The sequence below is a fragment of the Geodermatophilus sabuli genome (assembly GCF_900215145.1).
Taxonomy (GTDB): Bacteria; Actinomycetota; Actinomycetes; order Mycobacteriales; family Geodermatophilaceae; genus Geodermatophilus; species Geodermatophilus sabuli.
In genome coordinates, this window is sequence record NZ_OBDO01000015.1 from 62,038 (window position 1) to 82,099 (window position 20,062).

22 protein-coding genes and 1 riboswitch are annotated in these 20,062 nt (G+C 76.0%); of the genes, 14 read left to right on the top strand and 8 right to left on the bottom strand.

Going from position 1 to position 20,062, the window contains the following annotated elements; all coding sequences use genetic code 11:
- Positions 1-52: 52 nt before the first annotated feature.
- Both CRP39_RS24930 and CRP39_RS24935 read left to right on the top strand, forming a co-directional pair.
- Complete coding sequence (locus CRP39_RS24930; RefSeq protein ID WP_097209092.1) at positions 53-829, top strand: cyclase family protein; 777 nt, start codon at positions 53-55, stop codon at positions 827-829.
- Positions 826-2,475 (top strand): thiamine pyrophosphate-binding protein, encoded by a 1,650-nt coding sequence (locus CRP39_RS24935; RefSeq protein ID WP_097209093.1) that lies wholly within the window; start codon positions 826-828, stop codon positions 2,473-2,475. Before CRP39_RS24930 ends, CRP39_RS24935 begins: the two co-directional genes overlap by 4 nt.
- Positions 2,476-2,533: 58 nt before the next feature.
- Here the strand turns inward: CRP39_RS24935 and CRP39_RS24940 are convergent, their stop codons facing one another.
- A complete protein-coding gene (locus CRP39_RS24940) occupies positions 2,534-3,688 on the bottom strand; it encodes a C40 family peptidase (RefSeq protein WP_097209094.1) in 1,155 nt (384 codons plus the stop codon).
- Between the two features lie 15 nt (positions 3,689-3,703).
- Positions 3,704-3,833: riboswitch (cyclic di-AMP (ydaO/yuaA leader) on the bottom strand.
- 168 nt (positions 3,834-4,001) lie between these two features.
- Positions 4,002-5,228: a 4-hydroxyphenylpyruvate dioxygenase gene (gene hppD / locus CRP39_RS24945; RefSeq protein ID WP_097209095.1), complete on the bottom strand. Its 1,227-nt coding sequence runs from the start codon at positions 5,226-5,228 to the stop codon at positions 4,002-4,004.
- A 162-nt stretch (positions 5,229-5,390) separates the two neighbouring features.
- Here hppD and CRP39_RS24950 point away from each other — a divergent pair, with 162 nt between their 5' ends.
- A complete protein-coding gene (locus CRP39_RS24950; protein ID WP_097209096.1) occupies positions 5,391-5,909 on the top strand; it encodes an Lrp/AsnC family transcriptional regulator in 519 nt (172 codons plus the stop codon).
- Here CRP39_RS24950 and CRP39_RS24955 read toward each other — a convergent pair.
- Entirely contained in the window at positions 5,882-7,084 is a 1,203-nt protein-coding gene (locus CRP39_RS24955) for an MFS transporter (RefSeq protein WP_245854098.1), read from the bottom strand. The genes CRP39_RS24950 and CRP39_RS24955 overlap by 28 nt on opposite strands.
- A 153-nt stretch (positions 7,085-7,237) precedes the next feature.
- Between CRP39_RS24955 and CRP39_RS24960 the strand changes: the two genes are divergently transcribed.
- The gene (locus CRP39_RS24960) at positions 7,238-7,579 is read left to right on the top strand and encodes an STAS domain-containing protein (RefSeq protein ID WP_097209098.1); all 342 of its coding nucleotides are present in this window, start codon (positions 7,238-7,240) and stop codon (positions 7,577-7,579) included.
- A 9-nt stretch (positions 7,580-7,588) separates the two neighbouring features.
- On the opposite strand, the gene CRP39_RS24965 is transcribed toward CRP39_RS24960, so the two are convergent.
- The 3 genes from CRP39_RS24965 to CRP39_RS26520 all read right to left on the bottom strand — a co-directional run bounded on the left by CRP39_RS24965 (position 7,589) and on the right by CRP39_RS26520 (position 9,840).
- Positions 7,589-7,834, bottom strand: coding sequence for a hypothetical protein (locus tag CRP39_RS24965; protein WP_097209099.1), 246 nt, complete (start codon positions 7,832-7,834; stop codon positions 7,589-7,591).
- Between the two features lie 126 nt (positions 7,835-7,960).
- On the bottom strand, positions 7,961-9,661 hold the full coding sequence (locus tag CRP39_RS24970; RefSeq protein WP_097209100.1) for an alpha/beta hydrolase: 1,701 nt from the start codon (positions 9,659-9,661) through the stop codon (positions 7,961-7,963).
- Between the two features lie 26 nt (positions 9,662-9,687).
- A complete protein-coding gene (locus CRP39_RS26520) occupies positions 9,688-9,840 on the bottom strand; it encodes a DUF1269 domain-containing protein (RefSeq protein WP_143426754.1) in 153 nt (50 codons plus the stop codon).
- Between the two features lie 357 nt (positions 9,841-10,197).
- Here CRP39_RS26520 and CRP39_RS24975 point away from each other — a divergent pair, with 357 nt between their 5' ends.
- Positions 10,198-11,472, top strand: a complete 1,275-nt coding sequence (locus tag CRP39_RS24975) for an arginine deiminase (protein WP_097209101.1) — start codon at positions 10,198-10,200, stop codon at positions 11,470-11,472.
- A 10-nt stretch (positions 11,473-11,482) separates the two neighbouring features.
- A complete protein-coding gene (locus CRP39_RS24980; RefSeq protein WP_097209102.1) occupies positions 11,483-12,211 on the top strand; it encodes a MarC family protein in 729 nt (242 codons plus the stop codon).
- Between the two features lie 36 nt (positions 12,212-12,247).
- Here CRP39_RS24980 and CRP39_RS24985 read toward each other — a convergent pair whose 3' ends face one another.
- The gene (locus CRP39_RS24985; protein WP_097209103.1) at positions 12,248-12,451 is read right to left on the bottom strand and encodes a hypothetical protein; all 204 of its coding nucleotides are present in this window, start codon (positions 12,449-12,451) and stop codon (positions 12,248-12,250) included.
- Between the two features lie 249 nt (positions 12,452-12,700).
- Between CRP39_RS24985 and CRP39_RS28205 the strand changes: the two genes are divergently transcribed.
- From CRP39_RS28205 to CRP39_RS25015, 7 genes are all read left to right on the top strand, one after another.
- Complete coding sequence (locus tag CRP39_RS28205) at positions 12,701-12,835, top strand: hypothetical protein (protein WP_260180048.1); 135 nt, start codon at positions 12,701-12,703, stop codon at positions 12,833-12,835.
- A gap of 19 nt (positions 12,836-12,854) precedes the next feature.
- Positions 12,855-13,322: a DUF6325 family protein gene (locus CRP39_RS24990; RefSeq protein ID WP_097209104.1), complete on the top strand. Its 468-nt coding sequence runs from the start codon at positions 12,855-12,857 to the stop codon at positions 13,320-13,322.
- A complete protein-coding gene (locus CRP39_RS24995; protein WP_097209105.1) occupies positions 13,319-13,627 on the top strand; it encodes an SHOCT domain-containing protein in 309 nt (102 codons plus the stop codon). The genes CRP39_RS24990 and CRP39_RS24995 overlap by 4 nt, the downstream gene beginning before the upstream one ends.
- Before the next feature lie 266 nt (positions 13,628-13,893).
- The gene (locus tag CRP39_RS25000; protein WP_097209106.1) at positions 13,894-15,618 is read left to right on the top strand and encodes a winged helix-turn-helix domain-containing protein; all 1,725 of its coding nucleotides are present in this window, start codon (positions 13,894-13,896) and stop codon (positions 15,616-15,618) included.
- A 122-nt stretch (positions 15,619-15,740) separates the two neighbouring features.
- Positions 15,741-16,502: a helix-turn-helix transcriptional regulator gene (locus tag CRP39_RS28210; protein ID WP_097209107.1), complete on the top strand. Its 762-nt coding sequence runs from the start codon at positions 15,741-15,743 to the stop codon at positions 16,500-16,502.
- A gap of 60 nt (positions 16,503-16,562) precedes the next feature.
- Positions 16,563-17,096, top strand: a complete 534-nt coding sequence (locus CRP39_RS25010; protein WP_097209108.1) for a gamma carbonic anhydrase family protein — start codon at positions 16,563-16,565, stop codon at positions 17,094-17,096.
- Between the two features lie 101 nt (positions 17,097-17,197).
- Positions 17,198-18,226 (top strand): ATP-dependent 6-phosphofructokinase, encoded by a 1,029-nt coding sequence (locus tag CRP39_RS25015; protein ID WP_097209109.1) that lies wholly within the window; start codon positions 17,198-17,200, stop codon positions 18,224-18,226.
- Positions 18,227-18,254: 28 nt separating this feature from the next.
- On the opposite strand, the gene CRP39_RS27095 is transcribed toward CRP39_RS25015, so the two are convergent.
- The gene (locus CRP39_RS27095; RefSeq protein ID WP_172442630.1) at positions 18,255-18,428 is read right to left on the bottom strand and encodes a hypothetical protein; all 174 of its coding nucleotides are present in this window, start codon (positions 18,426-18,428) and stop codon (positions 18,255-18,257) included.
- A 182-nt stretch (positions 18,429-18,610) separates the two neighbouring features.
- Here CRP39_RS27095 and CRP39_RS26250 point away from each other — a divergent pair.
- Positions 18,611-20,062, top strand: a 1,452-nt coding sequence (locus CRP39_RS26250; protein WP_216359918.1) for a DUF222 domain-containing protein, incomplete at its 3' end; no start/stop codon positions are given.

Below are 20,062 nucleotides of genomic sequence, written 5' to 3' on the forward strand. Positions count from 1 at the left end.
CGCTCGTGGTTGGCTGTCCGCCCACCACCGTCCTCCCGTCGAAGGGACGTCCATGTCTGCCCTGTCCGGGTTCGCCGCCGCTCTGACCGGGGGCCGCATCGAGGTCGTGGACCTCACCGCACCCCTGTCGGCCGAGACGCCGGTCATCCAGCTCCCCGAGCCGTTCGCCCAGACCGCGCGCTTCGAGCTCGAGGAGCTCAGTCGCTACGACGACCGGGGCCCGGCCTGGTACTGGAACAACTTCCGCACCGGCGAGCACACCGGCACGCACTTCGACGCCCCCAACCACTGGGTGACCGGGCGGGACGGCGAGGACGTCGCCTCGGTGCCACCGCAGCGGCTGATCGCCCCGGCCGCCGTCCTGGACTTCTCCGACCGGGCCGCCGCCGACCCGGACTTCCTGCTCGAGGTCGAGCACGTGCGCGCCTGGGAGGCCGAGCACGGCCCGCTGCCCGAGGGCGGGTGGCTGCTCTACCGCACCGGCTGGGACGCGCGCAGCGCCTCCCAGGAGCAGTTCCTCAACGCCGACGACGCCGGCGCGCACACCCCCGGCATCTCCCCGGACTGCGCGCGCTGGCTGGCCGAGGAGGCCCCGGTGATCGGCCTGGGCGTCGAGACGGTCGGCACCGACGCGGGGGCGGCGCACTCCTTCGACCCGCCCTTCCCCTGCCACGCGGCGCTCATGGGCAGCGGCAAGTACGGCCTCACCCAGCTGCAGAACCTGGCGCAGCTGCCGCCCACCGGCGCGGTGCTGGTGCCCGCTCCGCTGCCGATCGTCTCCGGCTCCGGGTCGCCGGCGCGGGTGCTGGCCCTCGTCGACCGCGGATGAGCTCGCGGACCACCGTCGCCGAGGCCGTCGGCGCCGCCCTGGTCGGCTGCGGGGTGGACACCGTGTTCGGGGTCGTCGGCTCCGGCAACTTCGCCGTCACCAACGCCATGGTGGCCGCCGGCGCCCGGTTCGTCGCCGCCCGCCACGAGGGCGGCGCGGCGACCATGGCCGACGCCCACGCCCGGATGAGCAGCCGTCCGGCGGCGTTGAGCGTGCACCAGGGCTGCGGCCTGACCAACGCCCTGACCGGCGTCACCGAGGCGGCCAAGAGCCGCACGCCGCTGCTGGTCCTGGCCGCGGAGGCGTCCTCGCCGACGTCGAACTTCGCCGTCGACCAGGCCGCCCTGGCCGCCGCGGTCGGCGCGGTGCCCATGCGGATCACCTCGGCCGGCGATGCGCTCGACCAGGTGGCGGCCGCGGTCGGCACCGCCGTCCACGGCCGGCGGACCGTGCTGCTCAACCTGCCGCTGGACGTGCAGGTGCAGGAGCTGCCGGTGCCGGCGGGCCCACCGCCGGTGCCGGCGCCGCCCGGGCCGGTGGTCACCGCCGAGCACGTCGAGCGGCTGGCGCACGCGCTGCGGCACGCCCGCCGGCCGGTGTTCGTCGCGGGCCGCGGAGCTCGCGGCCCGGGCTGCCGCGCGGCGCTGGAGGCGCTCGCCGAGCGGTGCGGCGCGCTGCTGGCCACCTCCGCCGTCGCCAAGGGGCTGTTCGCCGGGAACCCGTGGTCGCTGGACGTCTCCGGCGGCTTCGCCTCACCCCTGGCCGCCGAGCTGGTCACCGGCGCCGACCTGGTCGTCGGCTGGGGGTGCGCGCTGAACATGTGGACCATGCGGCACGGCCGGCTGATAGGCCGGCACGCCGTCGTCGTCCAGGTCGACGACGACCCGTCGGCCCTCGGCGTGCACCGCGACCTCACCTTCGGCGTGGTCGGCGACGTCCGGCGGACGGCGGAGGCGGCGGCCGCCGACCTCGGGGAGCGGGCCGTGGCCGGCTACCGGACCCCGGAGGTGCGCCGGTCGATCGCCGAGCGGGTGCGGTGGCGTGACGTGCCGTTCAGCCCTGCCGGGGGCGCCGGCCGGATCGACCCCCGGACGCTGACCATCGCGCTGGACGACCTGCTGCCGGCCGAGCGCGTCGTCGCCGTCGACTCGGGGAACTTCATGGGCTACCCGAGCATGTTCCTCGACGTCCCCGACGAGTACGGCTTCTGCTTCACCCAGGCGTTCCAGTCCGTCGGGCTGGGGCTGGCGACGGCGATCGGCGCGGCGCTGGCCCAGCCGGGCAGGCTGCCGGTGGCCGCGCTCGGCGACGGCGGCGCGCTCATGGGGGCCGCGGAGCTGGAGACGGTGGTCCGGCTGGGCCTGCCGATGGTCGTCGTGGTCTACGACGACGCCGCGTACGGCGCCGAGGTGCACCACTTCGGCCCGGAGGGGCATCCGCTGGACACGGTGCGCTTCCCCGACACCGACCTGGCGGCGATCGCCCGCGGCCACGGGTTCGTGGGGGTCACCGTGCGCGGCGTCGAGGACCTCGCGGCGGTGGCCGACTGGGTGCGGGGCAGCCGGACGGCGCCGCTGTTCATCGACGCGAAGGTGGCCGCCGACGCGCCGTCGTGGTGGCTCGAGGAGGCGTTCCGCGGCCACTGACGCTCCCCCTCTGGCGGGCAGAAATGGCCATTTCTGCCCTCCAGAGGGGAGGGGCGGGTCAGCCGGTGATGCGGCGGGCGCTGGTGTAGCTGCCCATCGCGTCGATCGGCGCCACCTTCACCGGCTGGCCGTAGGTGGAGGCGTGCACCATCTGCCCGTCGCCGACGTAGATGCCGACGTGGCTGACGGGGCTGTAGAAGAACAGCAGGTCACCGGGCTGCAGGGCGGACCGGGAGACGGGGGTGCCCAACGTCGACTGCATGCGGCTGGAGTGCGGCACGCTGATCCCGGCCGCGGCGTAGGCGTACTGCACCAGTCCGGAGCAGTCGAAGGCGTTGGGGCCGGCCGCGGCCCACGCGTAGGGGTCGCCGCGCTGGGCGAGCGCGGTCTGGACGGCGGTCTGCGCGGCGGCGCTGCCGCCGGCGACGGGCGCGACCGGCGGGGGCGGAGGAGCGGCGGCCGACCGTGCGCCGCTCCGGGCGGCGGGGGCCGGGGCGGGGGCCGGCTCCGCGGCGGGCGCGGGTGCGGCGGCGGCCGCAGCGGCAGCGGCAGCGGCGGCGCGGGCGGCCTCCTCGGCGGCCTGCCGCTCGGCGGCCTCGCGGGCGGCCCGCTCCTCCGCGGCGACCAGCCGGTCGTACTCGGCCTGGAACCGAGCGACCTGCCGGTCCAGGTCGGCCTGCCGCGCCGACACCTGGTCGACCAGGGCCTGTGCGTCGGCGGCCGCCTGCTCGGCCGAGACCCGGGCGGCGTCGGCGGCGCCGGCGGCCTGCGTGGCCCCACCGAGGACACCGTTGTTGTGGTCGGCGATGGTCTGCAGCGTGCCGACCCGGTCCAGCAGCTCGCCGGGGGAGTCGCTGGTGAGCATCGCCGACAGCGTGCCGAGCTGGTCCCCGGTGAACGCGCCGCGGGCGACCGCGCGGACCCGCTCGCGGGCGGTGCCCAGCGCGACCTCGGCGGCGGCCAGTTCCTCTCCCGCCGCGGTCGCGGCGTCCTGGCTGGCCCGCAGCCGCTCGCGGGCCTCGTTGAACTCCTCGGTGACGACCTCGAGGTCGCGCGCCTTGGCGGCGACGAGCGCGGCGGCCTCCTGCGAGGTGGCCGGGTCCTCCGGCGCGGCGGAGGCGGCGGGGAGGCTGGTGAGCGTGAGCCCGCCGGCGGCGACGAGGCCGACCAGGATGCGGGGCAGCGCGCGGGCAGGGGCGTGCGACGTCGCCATGGTGGGCGGGTCTGTCCTCTCTTCCACAGCCGCCTACCGAGTTAGCTGACGGGTTCGGGCGGGAAGGCGCCCTACCTGCTCGGGAGCAGGATTCACCCCAGTACTGCGGTGGGTCCCCGGTCCCTGGTGCCGGCGAGACGAGCCGGCGCAGGGTTCGGCGGCGTCCGGCCGGTGTCACCAGGGGGTGACGGAACGACCCGTCCGGACGCCGACACGCTAGGTCGGTGCCCCGGGCCCGACAAACTCGGTGGGCCGGACGGCTGGACACCCCGGGCGGGGCTCACCCAGCGTGACGACGCCGCCCGGGATCGGCTCAGAGATTGCCGCGCCGCTCCTGCTCACGCTCGATCGCCTCGAACAGCGCCTTGAAGTTGCCCTTGCCGAAGCCGAGGGAGCCGTGCCGCTCGATGAGCTCGAAGAAGACCGTGGGCCGGTCGCCGGTCGGCCGGGTGAAGACCTGCAGGAGGTAGCCGTCCTCGTCGCGGTCGACCAGGATGCCGCGGCGCTGCAGCTCCTCGACCGGGACGCGCACCGTGCCGATGCGGGCCCGCAGTTCCGGGTCCTCGTAGTAGGAGTCCGGCGTCGGGAGGAACTCCACGCCCTCGGCGACCATCGCGTCGACGGTCGCGAGGATGTCGCCGGTGGCCAACGCGACGTGCTGGGCGCCCGGCCCGCCGTAGAACTCCAGGTACTCGTCGATCTGCGAGCGCTTCCTCCCAGCGGCCGGCTCGTTCAGCGGGAACTTCACCCGGTGGTTGCCGTTGGCGACGACCTTGCTCATCAGCGCCGAGTAGTCCGTCGCGATGTCCTCGCCGATGAACTCGGCCATGTCGGTGAAGCCCATGACCCGGCGGTAGAACTCCACCCAGCGGTCCATGGCGCCGAGCTCGACGTTGCCGACGACGTGGTCGATCGCCTGGAACAGCCGCCTCGGCGCACCGGGGCGCCGCTGGTGGCTCGACGTCCGCGCCACGTACCCGGGCAGGTAGGGCCCTGTGTAGCGGGAGCGGTCGACCAGCGTGTGCCGGGTGTCGCCGTAGGTGGCGATCGCGGCCAGCCGGACGGTGCCGTGCTCGTCGGACACGTCGTGCGGCGCCTCGAGGACGGTCGCGCCCTGCGCGGCGGCGTGCGTGACGCACCGGTCGACGTCGGGGACGGTCAGGGCGATGTCGGCGATGCCGTCACCGTGCCGGCGGTGGTGGTCGGCCAGCGGGCTGTCGGGGGACCACGCGCCGGTCACCACGAACCGGGCCGCGCCGGAGCGCAGGACGTAGGCGCGGGAGTCGCGGTTGCCGGTCTCCGGGCCGGAGTAGGCCACCAGCTCCATGCCGAAGGCGGACTGGAAGAAGTGCGCGGTCTGGGTGGCGTTGCCGCAGATCCAGACCAGGGCGTCCCAGCCGCTGACCGGGAACGGGTCGGTGGCGGGATCGTGCTCGACCAGGCCGACCAGCTGCCGCAGCTGCTCGGCGCTGAGCTCGGCCAGGCGCTCGTCGTCGGTGAGGACCTGCTCGAGGGTCCCCTGGGGCTCGGTGGCGGTCATGTCGCCCTCCCGTGTGGTCCGGTCTCCTCCGCGATGCGTCCAGCACACCTCCGGACGACGGGGATGGGCAAGATGACCGTCACGGGGTGGCCGATCCGACCAGGATGGCGGGCTCGGCCCGATGCGAGCTGGTCAGACTGATCAGCTCTGGGAGGAGGAGCGGTGACGCAGCAGCTCGACGCGCTCGACCTGGCGGTGCTCACCGCGCTGACCGAGCAGCCGCGCGCCGGCGTCCTGGAGCTGTCCCGCCGGCTCGGGGTCGCCCGGGCCACGGTGCAGGCCCGGCTGCGCCGGCTGGAGGAGACCGGCGTCGTCACCGGCTACGGCCCAGACGTCGACCCGGCCGCCGCGGGGTTCGGCGTCCAGGCGTTCGTCACCCTGGAGATCGCCCAGGGCGCCCTGGACGAGGTCGCCGCCGACCTGCGGGCCATCCCCGGCGTGCTGGAGGCGCACGTGACCACCGGCGCCGGGGACGTGCTGGTCCGGCTGGCCGCGCAGTCCCACGGCGCGCTGCAGGAGACGCTGGTCCGGCTGGGCCGCTCACCGTCGGTGGTCCGCTCCACCAGCGTGGTCGCCCTCTCGGAGCTGGTGCCGCGCCGGGTGCTGCCGTTGCTCGCGTCCGGGACGCCCCGGCCGGCCGGGCGGGCGCCGGGCTACCGCGCCGTGCCGGCCGGGGACTGAGCGACGCCGGACGGCGCGGGACGCGCTCCGGCCGACCGCGGCAGGGCGAGGGCGGCGACCAGCCCGAGGCCCAGCACCGCCGTGGTGACGCCGAACGCGACCTGGAAACCGGCGGCGTCGGTGAGCCAGCCCGCGGCCAGCGGCCCGACGATCCCGCCGAGGTCGGCCGACATCTGGAACACCGCGACCACACGGCCGCCACGGGCCGGGCTGATGTCCCCGACGAGCGCGGCCGGCACGCTGGACAGCAGGGAGGCGGCCAGCCCGAACACCGACATCGAGAGCAGGAACGCCCAGGTCGCCGGCGGCAGCACGAGCACGGCCGTGGCGCCGGTGGCCAGCGCCGTCCCCAGCACGAGCGAGGGCCGCCGTCCCCAGGCGTCGGCGAGCCGGCCCGACCGCAGCAGGCCCACGGCCTGGGCCAGGGAGCCGGCCAGCAGGCCGAGCCCGGCCCAGGTCACCGTCCGGCCGAGCTCTTCGGTGACGTACAGGGGGACCAGCGAGTTGCGGACGCCGAAGAGCATCCAGCCCACGCCCAGGTTGACCACCAGCGCGGCGAGGTAGACCCGTGACCGGAACGCCGCCCGCAGCGGCAGCGGGCCGGCGTCCGGTTCGGGGGCGGCGGCCGGCGCGGCGGCGAGCCCGGGCGCCGCCGGGGACCGGAGGAACAGCAGGCTCACCCCACCGGCGACCAGCAGGAACCCGGCGTAGAGCAGGAACGGCAGCCGCGGCGACAGCTCGGCGAGCAGGCCGCCCGCCGCGGGGCCGGCGATGCCACCGAGGATGAACCCGCCCTGGTACGTCGCCGCCGCCCGGCCCCGGTGCGAGGGCGGGGACACCCGCAGCAGCAGGGAGAGGGCGGCCACGGTGAACATGGCGCTGCCGACGCCGCCGGCCGCGCGCAGCCCGAGGAACAGCGGGAAGTTGCCGGCCAGGCCGGCCGCGCCCGTGGTGACCGCGACGGTGACCAGCCCGAGGGTGAGGACGACGCGCTCGCCGAGCCGCTCGACCAGCGAGCCGCCGCCGAAGGCGGAGACGAACCGGAAGAAGGCGAACGCGCTGACCGCCAGGCCGACCGCGGTGGTGCCGACGCCGAAGGACCGGGCGAACAGCGGGATGGCCGGGGCCACGATCCCGAACCCGAGCGCGACCACGAAGGCCACGACCGACAGCACCCCGACCTCGCGGGGTAGCCCCCCGGGCTGGCGGGGTCTCAACGATCGACGCACGGGGACCGATGCTCGCACGTGCCCGGCGGGCCACCCGTCGGGAGGACGGGGCGGCGCGCCCCGCTTGTCCCGTGGTGCGAGCCAGGTCACAGTGGGCGCGTGGGTGACCTGCACGGGGGCGGGCACGAGCCGATGGGCTCGTTCGAGGTGGTGCACGAGGCCGGAGGGCCGGTCCTGCACCTGCGCGGGGACGTCGACGCGCTGCTGGTGCACCGCATGCGGGACGGCGGCCTGGACGAGCGGACCGTGGTCGCCGTCCACGTGGCCGCGCTGGCCTACATCGACTCCTCGGCCCTGGCGATGCTGGTGCGGTGGGCGCAGCACGCCGCCGCCCAGGGGCGCCCGGCCGTCGTCCGGCACGCCGGCCCGCGGTTCCGGCAGGTCCTGGAGCTCACCGGCCTCACGCCGATGTTCGTCCTCGAGGAGCCCGCCGGGGCCTGACCGCGCCCCTCAGCGTGGGGGCGCCACCTCCCGCACGGGGGTCTGGGGCGGCAGTCCGCGCCGGTCCCGGTAGGCGTACAGCTCGACGCGGTCCGGCAGCGCGTGGCCCGAGCGGCAGGTGAGCGTGCCGACCTCGCCGACGTACACCGGCCCGGGCCGGTGGGGGACGGCGTAGCGCCCCGCCTGCTCGACGAGCCGGCTGCCACAGGTCGGGCAGTGGAGGTTGTGCACGGACTGGATCCAGACGGCTGCCACGCCTCGACGATGCAGCCGGGCGGTCGCCGCTGTCCCGCCCCGGTGGCGGGTGCAACGGACCGTCATCGGATCGCAACGCCCGTGCCCACGGTCGGACCGCCCGCGACCGCCGGGGCTGGTCCGACCTCAGCGCCGGATCAGCGTCCGCAGCCGCTCGGCCTGCTCCGCCGTCCAGTTCGGCGGGCGCAGCAGCAGCGCCCACGCGTCCACCGACTCGCGGGTGTAGCGGTGCCCGTGGCCCTCGGGGACGTCGAGGGAGAACGGCATGTCCAGGGTCACCTGCCAGAACGTCACCAGGGGGAGCCACCTCATCTCCTGCAGGACGTCGCGCCCCGGCGGCTCGGCCAGCCAGTCCGGACGGCGGAGCAGCAGCGACGGGCTCCACCACGTCACCGGGTCCGAGGGGTGCTGCAGGACCAGCACGCGGGTCCCGGTCCAGGGGGCGTCGGCCGGGGGAGGGCCGGCGCCCACGTCGTTGGCGAACCGCACCGTGCGGCCGCCGCGGTACACCGGCTCGACCTCACGGCTGCCGGGGTCGCGGTCCTCGCGGAACTCGGTGTGCAGGGCGTTGAAGTTCGGCGGGCCGACGAACAGCGCCCCGGTCACGCGGTTGCGCAGGTCGTGCTCACCGCTGAAGGCCGCCTCGGCGCCGAACGAGCCGAGGCTCTCGCCGAGGACGTACAGCTCCGGCCGCGCGTCCGGCGGCAGCGCGGTCCACTGCTCGTACACGGCGTCGAAGAGGCCCCGCCCGGCGGCCCGCGCCCGGTTCTGGTCCACGAGGTAGGACAGCCCGGACGGGACGTAGGAGTACTGCATCGCGACGACCGCCGAGTCGCCGCCCGCGATGTACTCGAACGCGGACAGCGAGCCGGCGTCCAGCCACCCGCGGCCGGTGGTCGTCGCGACGAGCAGCCGCGCCCGCTCGAAGCCGCCGGCACGCGAGAGGTCGTCGACGGCGAGCTGCGCCCGCGCCTCGACGTCGTCGGCGGTCGTCATGCCGGCGTAGACGCGCACCGGCTCGTCCGCGGCCGTGCCGGTGAACGCCTCGATCTCCGCCGCCGACGGGCCGCCGGCGACGAACGTCCGTCCCTCCCGGCCCAGCGTCTCCCAGCCGATCAGCGATCCCGGGCCGCCCGAGCGCAGCGCGCTGTCCGGTCGCTCGACGCCCTCGGCCGTCTCCTCGTCCTCCAGGGCGAAGGTCCGGTCCGCGGCGGCCAGCAGCCCGTCGACCGCGACCCCGCTGACCAGCAGGACCGCCACCGCCGCCACGCCCAGCCCCCCGAGGGCCCGGGCCGCGGAGGGGCCGACCCAGCGGGACGCGAGCCGGGCGATCCCCCGCGCGGCGGCGCGCACCAGCCGGGCCACCGCGAGCAGCACGGCGAGGACCAGCACCGCGACCACCGGCGCGAGCAGCGCCCGCCCCAGCGGCTCCGCCGGCGCCCCCATCAGCGCGCGCAGGTCGCCCTGCCACCGCCGGCCGAGGACGAAGGACACGACGACCAGCACCGTCCCCGTGGCGAGGAACGCCCGCCACGCCCACCGCCGCGGGGGCCGGGGGCCGCGGCCGGCGAACGCCCGCCAGACGGCGGCGGCGAGGACGCCGAACCCGTAGCCCATCGCGGCGCTGATGCCGCTGACCACGCCCTGGGCGACGCCGTCCCGCGGGAGCAGCGAGGGCGTGAGCGACACGCACGCCAGCAGCACCGCTCCCCAGCAGCCGGGGAGCGACAGGCCCGGCCCGCGCCGGGGGGCCCGGTCCGTCGCCGCCGGCCGCGGCCCGGGGTGCTGCACCGCGGGGTCGACCGTCGCGGTGGGGGGTCCGGTCATCGGGGGCGCCGTCCGGGTGCGTGCGCCTAGTCGGCGAACGCCTCGGGCAGGCGGGTCTCCTGCTCCGTGGACGGGTGGGTGGACAGCAGCTCGGCCTGTTCCCCGGCGAACGCCTCCTGGACCCGGCCGGTGCGCGCGCCGGCCGGGGTGTCGGACCGCCACACGCCGAGGGTGGGCATCGGGGCTCCCTTCCCGGCGCAGGGTGCGCCCACCCGGGCATCGTGCCCTCCCGTCGTGTGCGGCGCCTCGTTCGGCGGGGATGAGGGCTCCGCCCAGGACCGCGGGGTCCCGGGCGGTGCGGCGTCGGCCGGGCCCGGGACGACGCCACCCGGACGCGGGGCCGGGTGCGGCCCGGCGCCTGTTGGTGCCGGTGACGGTCGCCGGCTCCGTCTCCTGGGCCAGGTCTCATCCGCGCCAGACGAGGTGACCGGCCGGCGATGGGCAGAGCCTGCTGGAGCGCTGCGGTGGCACCGCAGCCGCGCCCGTCCCCGCCGGGCCGGCGACGGGCCTGGTCGCGATCGAGGAGCGTGCGGGCCATGACCGGAACTGCAACGTCGGCGGCGGCGTCCGTGTCGCCGGCTGCCGCCTACGGAGTGCATTCCGAGGTCGGCGTGCTGCGCAAGGTGCTGGTGTGCGCACCCGGGTTGGCCCACCAGCGGCTGACCCCGACCAACTGCGACGACCTGCTCTTCGACGACGTGCTGTGGGTGCAGAACGCCCGCCGCGACCACTTCGACTTCATGGCGAAGATGCGCGAGCGCGGCGTCGAGGTCCTCGAGTTGCACAACGTCCTGGCCGAGACCCTGGAGGTGCCCGGGGCGACGGCGTGGCTGCTGGACCGCAAGATCGTGGCCAACGAGGTCGGCCTGGGCCTGGTCGAGGACACCCGCGCGTTCCTCGAGAGCCTGCCGCCGCGCGCGCTGGCCGAGTTCCTGATCGGCGGACTCTCCACGGCGGACCTGCCCGCCGACTTCCGGCCCGACTACCTGGCCCTGGCCCGGGAGTCCACGGGGGTGCGGGAGTACCTGATGCCGCCGCTGCCCAACACCCTCTACACCCGGGACACCACCTGCTGGCTCTACGGCGGGGTGACCCTCAACCCGCTGTACTGGCCCGCGCGGCACGACGAGACGCTGCTGTACAAGGCCGTCTACACGTTCCACCCGGACTTCTCCGGCGCCCGGATCTGGTGGGGAGACCCCGAGCGGGACTGGGGCCTGGCCACCCTCGAGGGCGGTGACGTCATGCCGATCGGCAACGGCGCGGTCGCCGTCGGCATGAGCGAGCGGACCTCGCGGCAGGCGATCACCCAGTTCGCCGCCGCCCTCTTCGCCGAGCAGGCGGCCGACCGGGTGGTCGTCGCCGGCATGCCCAAGCTGCGCGCGGCGATGCACCTGGACACCGTGTTCACCCTGGCCGACCGGGACCTGGCCACCGCCTTCGCCGACATCGTCGACGGCATCCACACCTTCTCCCTGCGGCCCGGGGACAAGGAGCCGGTCGAGGTGACCGAGGAGAAGGCCTCCTTCCCCGCGGTCGTCGCCGACGCCCTCGGCCTGCCCGAGCTGCGGGTGCTGCCCACCGGCGGGGACGCCTACGAGAGCGAGCGGCAGCAGTGGGACAGCGGCAACAACGTCGTCGCCGCCGCGCCCGGGGTGGTGTTCGCCTACGACCGCAACACCACCACCAACGCCCTGCTGCGCAAGGCCGGCGTCGAGGTCATCACCATCGTCGGCGCCGAGCTCGGCCGCGGCCGCGGCGGTGGCCACTGCATGACCTGCCCGATCATCCGCGACCCCGTCGACTTCTGAGGCACCGGCGATGGACCTCCTCGAGCAACCGCTGCTGCTCTTCCTCGCGCTGTTCGCCCTCTACAGCCCGATCGCCGCGCTGCCGTCCTACTTCCCCGTCGTCGGCCGGCTCGGGCCGGCCGACCAGCGGCGGCTGGCGGTGGGCCTGTTCCTCAACGTCGCGGTCTTCTCCCTGGTCGCCATCTGGGTCGGTGAACCCCTCCTCGAGATCCTCGGGCTGAGCACCGCGGCCCTGACGACCGTCGGTGGCATCGCCCTGCTCTACGAGGGGGTGGCGCTGATGCGCGGCACCGCCGAGCACCCGGCGCCGGCCGAGGTCGAGGCCGAGATCGCGGTGGGCGTCGCGGGCGCCGGCCCGGACACGCCGGGGGCCACCGGTGCACCGGGGGCCACCGTCGACCACGGCCCCCCGAGCGGTGCCTGGCGGGAGTACATGTTCGTGCCGGTCACCTTCCCGCTGACCGTGGGCGGCACCACGTTCGCCTTCTTCGTCGCCTTCCGCGCACAGGCCGACTCCACCGGAGACGTCCTCGGCCTGTCCGTGGCCGGGCTGGCCTACGCCGCGGTCACCGCGATCACGCTGTACGCCGCCGCGCACGTGCACCGGCGGGCGTCGGCCTCGACGGCGTCGTTCCTGGACCGGTTGTCGGGCATCCTGCTGACCGCCATCGCCGTCACCATCCTGGCCAGCGGCGCCACCCGGCTGGTCGTCGACGTCCTCGCGGGCCTCGGCGGGTGACCGTGCGGCCGCCGGGCCGCCTCCGGCACGGGGGACTCACGGCGGCACCTCGTGCAGGGACACGACGTGCAGGCCGAGGTCCTGGATGACGGCCAGGACGCCGTAGAGGTGGGCCTCGTCGACGACCTCGCCGTAGATGATCGTCTCCGGTGGGGCGTCGACCAGGACCATGTCCGGGAACGCGCCGCGGGTCCGGTCGGACAGGCGGCCCGCCACCCGGAACTCGTAGTGCGACGACACGGTGGCGTCTCCCTCCGGTCTCCCCGCCACCAGCGTCCCGGGTCGGGGACCGCAGCGCCTCGTCCGGCCGGGGTGGGGTCCCTCCCCGTGTGCCGGCCCGGGCGGAGACCCGCGGGTGGGCGGACCGCGCGGCCCGTACCGAGAGCTCATCCCCCGCAGACGAGGCACGCGGCGGGCCGGCGGGCGAGCGTGCGGTTCCTCAGCGTCGACGCGGGTTCCGCGACGCCCCAGGAGAGGAGGACCGCGGCGATGGACGAGCCGCAGACCGCCTCGGGTGGGGCCGCCGGGACGACGTCGACCGAGCCCGCCGCCCCGTCGGCACGGTCCATGTCCGTGCTGGCCCTGGCCGCCATGGTGGTCGGGTCGGGGGTCATCTCGATCTGAGCACCAGGAAGAGGCACTCATGACCCCAGTCAGCCCGATCGCGGGGCCGGTCGAGTGGATTTCCCTCGCCTTCCCCGGCCCGACGCTGGACGCCGCGATCGCCCCGGCGCTCGCCGGACTGGTCGACTCCGGCACCGTCCGGGTGCTCGACGCCGCCGTCCTCCACAAGGACGCCGATGGGACGGTCACCGGCGGGGAGCTGGAGGACGAGGACGGGGCCGCGTTCGGCGCCGTCGACGGCGACGTCCTCGAGCTGCTCAGCGACGAGGACCTGGTGCGCATCGCGGCCACGCTGGAGCCGGCCACCACCACGCTGGTGCTGCTCTGGGAGAACCGCTGGGCCGCCGCCTTCGGCGACGCCGTCCGGCAGGTGCACGGCACCGTGGTCGGCCACGACCGCGTGCCCCGGGAGGACGTCGACCGCGCGCTGGCGGCCGCGGCGACGCGGCCGGCGGAGGCGCCGGGGACCGAGGAGGCACGGCCATGAGGGGTCGGCTGGGACGCGGCCGCGGCGGACCGGGGTTGCTCGGGACCATGGCGCGCACGGCGGTGGTGGCCGGCACCGCGTCCTCGGTGGCCGGCCGGGTGACCGCGAGGCAGCAGGCCGCGGCGCAGCAGGCCGGGGCGCAGCGGCCCCCGGTGCAGCAGCAGCCCAAGGCCGCGGACACCGGCGCGGCCTCCGGCGTCGACCACCTGCACAGCCAGCTGACCAAGCTCGGCGAGCTCCGCCAGTCCGGGCTGCTCACCGACGAGGAGTTCGCGGCGCAGAAGGCCCGGCTCCTGCGGTCCTAGGCGGGCCGGCGGGCGGTCCCGGGCGACCCGGCGAGGAGGGGGCGTGCCTCCGCGGCGGGCGGACCGTCGTCAGCCTCCGCGCCGGAGGAGGTGCCGCGGAACCGGTCCGGCGTCGCCGTGAGACCACCGGACGGGGAGTCCCCGTGGGTCACCGTTGGGCCCTGTCGCGGCCTCGTCGGCGGTCGTACCGTGCGGGTGTCATGGCGGTTCCCGGTCCAGCAGCGGGCTCGGCTCCCCGGGGCACCCGGCGCCCGGGCGTGCCCCGGGTGAAGACCGCCGTGCCCCGGCTGCCCCAGCGCCACGTCCACCGACCGCGGTTGATCGCGGCGCTGGAGGCCGCCACCCCGGGGCAGGTCACCCTGGTGAGCGCACCCGCCGGGTACGGCAAGACGCTGCTGCTGGCCGAGTGGGCCGCCCGGCGTCCCGAGCTGACCGCCTGGGTGTCCCTGGACGCCGACGACGACGACCACCGCTTCTGGTCGGGTGTGCTGGCCGCCCTCGCCACCTGCGCGGTCGTCCCCGCCGACAGCACCCTGCGCCGGCTCGCCGTCCCGGCCGGACCGAGTGCGGACCCGACGTTCCTGGCCGCGGTCGTCGACGCGCTGGACCTCCTGCCCGGCCCGGTCCGCCTCGTGCTGGACGACGTCCACGAGGTCACGACCCCCGGACCGGTGCACGGGCTGGCCTGCCTCGTCCGGGACCGGCCGCCGGGCCTGCACCTGGTCCTGGCCTCGCGCAGCGACCCCCCGCTCCCGCTCGCGCGGATGCGCATGGTCGGCGAGCTCTGCGAGGTCCGGGCGGAGGCACTCCGGTTCTCGGTGCCGGAGGCGAGCGCGCTCCTGGCCGCGGCGGACGTCGTCGCCCGCCCGGACGACGTGCGGCTCGTCGTCGAGCAGACGGCGGGGTGGGCCGCGGGACTGCGGCTGGCGGCCGTGTCCCTGCGGGAGGCCGAGGACCCCGACCGGTTCCTCTCCGACCTCGTCGGCAACAGCCGCGCCCTGTCCGACTACCTGGTGGGGGAGATCCTGGCGCGGCTGCCGGCCGCGGTGCTCGACCTCCTGCACGCGGTCAGCGTGTGCGACCCCGTGTCGGCGCCGCTGGCGACGGCGGTGTCGGGCCGACTGGACGCCGGGGAGGTGCTCGACGCCCTCGAGCACGACACCTCCCTGGTCCTCAGCTCGGGACCGGGGCGGATCTGGTACCGGCTGCACCCGCTGCTGCGGTCGCACCTGCTCGCCGACCTCACGCGGCGACGTCCCGACCTGGTCTCGGACCTGCACGCCCGCGCCGCCGACTGGTACGCCGACGGGGGCCGCCCGGTGCCGGCCCTGGCGCACGCGCGCCGGGCCGGGACACCCGACCGCGTGGCCCTGCTCCTGCGACGCAGCGCCGTGCCGCTCGTCGCGGAGGGCGAGCACGGGACGGTCCGCGACACGCTGGACTGGCTCGGGGACCGGGTCGTCGCCCAGGACGCCTGGCTCGCCCTGGTCGCGGCGCTCGTCGACATCGAGTCCGGCGCGCTCGGCCCGGCGGACGCCCACCTGCAGCGCGCCGATGCGGTGTGGCCGGCCCGACCCGCGCCCGAACTGGTCGAGCTGCGCACCCTCGTACGGGCCCGGCGGGTCAGCCTGACCGGCGATCCCGCCGAGATGGTCGAGGCGACCGAGGTCCTCGGCGGGGGGGCCGAGGAGGGCCGCGGACCGGTCGTGATGGGAGAGCTGGAGCGGGCGCTGGCCCTCCTGGCCGTCGACCGGCGAGGCGAGGCACGGGTCGTCGGGGCGGCCGCGGTCCAGCGGGCCCGTCAGCTGGGGCAGCCCTACCTCGCCGCTCGGGGACTGACGGTGCTGGGCGCGGTGGAGGCGGCGGACGGTGACTACCGGCGGATGGCCGAGCTCGCCGAGGAGCCGACGACGTCGCGGGGGGCGCGGACTGGACGGCCACGGCCGGCGCCGCGCTGTCGTCCATCCTGCGCGCCTACGGGGCGCTGCTGAGGGCGCAGCCCGCCGCCTGTCTGGAACTGCTGGGCCCCGCGCACGCGTTCGGCGACCACGCGCCGGAGCGGGGGCCCGACGCGGTCCTCCCGACGGTCCGGGGCCTGCGCGGCGCCGCGCTGGTGGATCTCGGACGCGTCGCGGAGGGGCTGGCCGAGCTGCGTTCCGCGCACGCGGCGGAGGCCGGCCACCCCCGGATGGCGACCACGGGCGCGCTCCTCGCCGTGCTCGGGCACCGGGCGGCGACCGTGTGGGGCCGGCACGAGCTCGCCCGCACGGTCCTGGGCTGGGCCGAGCGGACCCTCGGTGACTGCGGGGACGTGGCCCTGATGCGGGCGCACCGGCTGAGCGCGATGGGCCGGCTCGGGCCCGCCGCGGACGCCGTCCGGCCCGTCCTGGACGGGTCGCTGCCCGTCCAGCTGCGCTGGGCGCTGGTCGACGCCGGCGTGCTGGACTGCCGCCTCGCCGTGCTGGCCGGCCGCCGCGAGCACGCCCGTGCCGCGCTCGACCGTGCGCTCGTGCTGAGCGAGTCGATGGGCGTGCTGCGGCCGCTGGCCCTCGGCCCGCGCGAGGTCGTCGAACTGCTGACCCGCCTGCTGGGGAGTTTCGGCGCCCGGGAGCGGTTCGCGCGGCAGGCGCTCGGCGCCCGGTACGGGCTGGGCGTCGACGACCGTCCGATCGGGCTGACCGACCGGGAGCGGGCGGTGCTGCGCCTGCTGCCCTCGCAGCGCTCGTTCGGTGAGATCGCCACCGACCTGACCGTCTCGCACAGCACGGTGAAGACCCACGTCCGGGCGATCTACAGCAAGCTCGGCGTCAACTCGCGGCGGGAGGCGGTCGACCGGGCCCGCAGCAACGGGCTGATCTTCCCCGGGACGCCGTGAGGGGAGCTCATCCGGGGTGTCCCCGGCGGGGCGGCGGCCCCGCCCCTACCCTCGGCGTCCGTGCCGCTGTTCTCCTTCGAAGGCCGGTCCCCGCAGGTGCACCCCGAGGCGTGGGTGGCGCCGACCGCGACGCTGGTCGGGGACGTCGTCGTCGAGGCCGGGGCGTCGATCTGGTACGGCGTCGTGCTGCGCGCCGACTTCGGCCGCATCGTCGTCCGGGCGGGCGCCAACGTGCAGGACAACTCGGTGCTGCACGGCGGCGCCGACCCGGAGACCGAGGTCGGCCCCGGTGCCACGGTCGGGCACATGTGCGTGGTGCACGGCGCGGTCATCGGCGCGGAGGCGCTGATCGGCAACGGCGCCACGGTGCAGGACGGTGCCCGCATCGGCGCCCGCGCCCTGGTGGGGGCGCACAGCCTGGTCCCGCCCGGGATGGAGGTGCCCGAGGAGGTGATGGTGCTCGGCGCTCCGGCCCGCGTGCGCGGCCCGCTCTCCGACGGCGCCCGCGGCTGGGTGAGCGGCAACCCCGAGATCTACCGGGCGCTGGCCCGCCGGCACGCCGTGGGTATCACCGAGGTGGTCCGGCTCCTCTGATGGCGGGGAGGGTGGACCGTCCGCCTGCGCGTCGCGCCGTCGTCATGTCGTCATGACGTATGGTCCACGACGACCCGGCCCATGACACGAGGAGCCAGCCGGTGCGCATCGGGATCCTGACCGGCGGGGGCGACTGCCCCGGCCTCAACGCCGTCATCCGCTCCGTCGTCCGCAGCGCGGCCACCCACTACGGCAGCGAGGTGGTCGGCTTCCGCGACGGCTGGCGGGGCCTGCTCGAGGACCGGACGACGCCGCTGGACGTCGCCGCCGTCGACGGCCTGCTCACCCGCGGCGGGACGACCCTCGGCTCGGCCCGGGTGGCACCGGAGAAGTTGCACGCGGGGCTGGCGCAGATGAAGGCGGTGCTCGCCGCCCACGGCGTGGACGTGCTCATCCCGATCGGTGGCGAGGGCACGCTGACCGCCGCACACCTGCTCTCGCAGGCCGGCGTCCCGGTGGTCGGGGTCCCCAAGACCATCGACAACGACATCGACGGTACCGACCTCACGTTCGGTTTCGACACCGCGGTCAGCATCGCCACCGACCTCATCGACCGGCTGCACACCACAGCCGAGTCCCACCAGCGGGTGCTGTTGGTCGAGGTGATGGGCCGGCACGCCGGCTGGATCGCGCTCCACGCCGGCCTGGCGTCGGGAGCGCACGTCACCCTCGTCCCCGAGGAGCCCTTCGACGTCGCCGAGGTCGCCAAGATCGTCGAGGACCGGTTCGGGCGCGGCGACACCCACGTGATCGGCGTGGTCGCCGAAGGGGCCCGGCCGCTCCCGGGCACGATGCTGGTCCGCGACGGCGGCGTCGACGAGTACGGCCACCGGCGCTTCACCGGCGTGGCCCAGCAGCTGGGTGACGAGCTGGAGCGGCGCACCGGCAAGGAGGTGCGCACCACCGTGCTCGGTCACGTGCAGCGTGGCGGCACCCCGACGTCGTTCGACCGGGTGCTCGCCACCCGCTTCGGGCTGCACGCGACCATCGCCGCGCACGAGGGCCGGCACGGGCAGATGGTCGCGCTGCGCGGCACCGAGATCGAGCTGGTGCCGCTGGCGCAGGCGGTCGCGAAGCTGAAGACCGTGACGCCGTCCCGGCTGGCCGAGACCGGCGCCTTCACCGGCTGACCGCGGCCGGGCGGGGTGTCGCCCGGCCTCAGGGGTGGTCGGCGGTGGACGGGCATCCACCCCTCGCCGGGCAGTCGCGTGGCAGCGGCGGGAAGCGGTGGCCCTTGACGTCGGTGGACTCGAAGACGTGCCCGTCCTCGCTGCTGCAGCGGTAGACGCCGCTGCGCGGGACGACCTGGCCGGGGGTGGAATATCTGCTCACTGTCGGTCACGGCCTCGCTCCACCTCATTCCCGTAGGTCAGCCGCTCCCGGGCACCAACGCGGTCTGGTGCAGCCGGCGGTGGACGAGCATCCGCAGGAGGGGCGTCGCCTGCGGCCTGAGCTGCTCTTTTCCTCCGCCATCTTTTGCTCCGGACGCAGCGTTCGAACGTATGATCGAACGCGTGGACGGCATCGAGCTCGGGGAGTCCCTGGGCGCCTCGACGCGCCCGGCCGGAGCCGGTGCCCCAGCTCCGTCGGTGGGCTGGGCGACCGGTCCGCTGGGTGCGGTGCAGGCCGCCGATCGGGAGATCACCCGTCAGACCGCGCTGCGGGCGCGGGCCATCGCGGAGTTCGCCAGCACCCGCCCCGCGTCGAGCGACCGGCAGCAGGGTGAGTGCGGCGCGATGTCGGCCGAGAGGTGGGCCGCGCGGCCGGAGGTGCTGCGCCTGGTGAGTGAGTGGGCCACCCAGGAGCTGGCGATCGCGCTCGACCTCAGCGCGCAGAAGGCCGAGGCCGAACTGGAGCGCTCGCTCCTCCTCGTGCACCGACTGCCGCGCGTGCTCGCCGCACTGGAGGCGGGGGTGCTCCACACGGGGCACCTCTGGTGCCTCCTCGAACACGTCGCGCCGATCGCGGATGAGGCAGTGCGGAACCGCATCCAAGAGGAGGTGGTCGACTGGGTCGGCGCGCGCCACCGGGTCACCACCCCGGCGCAGCTGGGAAACCGGGTGCGCCGGGTGGTCGCGCAGCACAACGCCCGCGACGCCGCCCGCAACCTCGCGCGGGCACTGCGGCAGCGTGACATCAGCCTGCGCCCGGAGCGCGCCGAGGGCATGGCCGCACTCACCGTGGTGTGCACGATGCCCGAGGCGCAGGCCCTGTACCGGGCGCTGGCCGCCTGCGCCGACGCCGTCGACACCGGTCCCGGCGAGGAGCGGACGCGCGGGCAGCAGATGGTCGACTGCCTGCTCGACCTGGTGCTGCGTCCCGGCGATACCGACCTGCCGCCGGTGCAGGTGCTGCTGACCGTGGTGGCCTCGGTGGGCACGCTGCTCGGCGACGACGCCCCCGGTGAGGTCGACGGGCACGTGGTGCCGGCGGAGATGGTCCGCCAGTTGCTGCGGGGCCTCGCCGTCCAGCAGCCCGCGGCCGCCGGCGCGGCGACCGCCCCGGCTGAGGAGAGCGTCGCGACCGCGACGAACCCGGCGCGGAACACGGTCGGCGAGAGCGCGGAGGCGGCGGCCGCCCCGGACGATCGACCGTTGCACCGGCCTGACCGGCCTGACCGGCCTGACCGGCCTGACCGGCCTGACCGGCCTGACCGGGCTGACCGGGCTGACCGGGAGGAACTGGAGCTCTGGCACGCCGAGCAGGGCGAGCTGGTGCGCTGGTGGGCCGAGATGGAACGCCGGGTGCTCGCCGGGGAGCTCGCCGACGAGCCCGAGCGCGCCCCGGACACCTGGCCTCTTGCCCCGTCCGAACCCGATGGCCGGCCCGCCGCCGACCCGGCAGACCGCGATGCGCAGCTGGACCTCGAGCTCGAATCGCTGGTCGATCCCGACCCCCCGGACAACCGCGCCCAGCCACCGCCGGCCTCGCCGGGCGGTGGCTGGTGGGCCACCGCCGACCGTGCG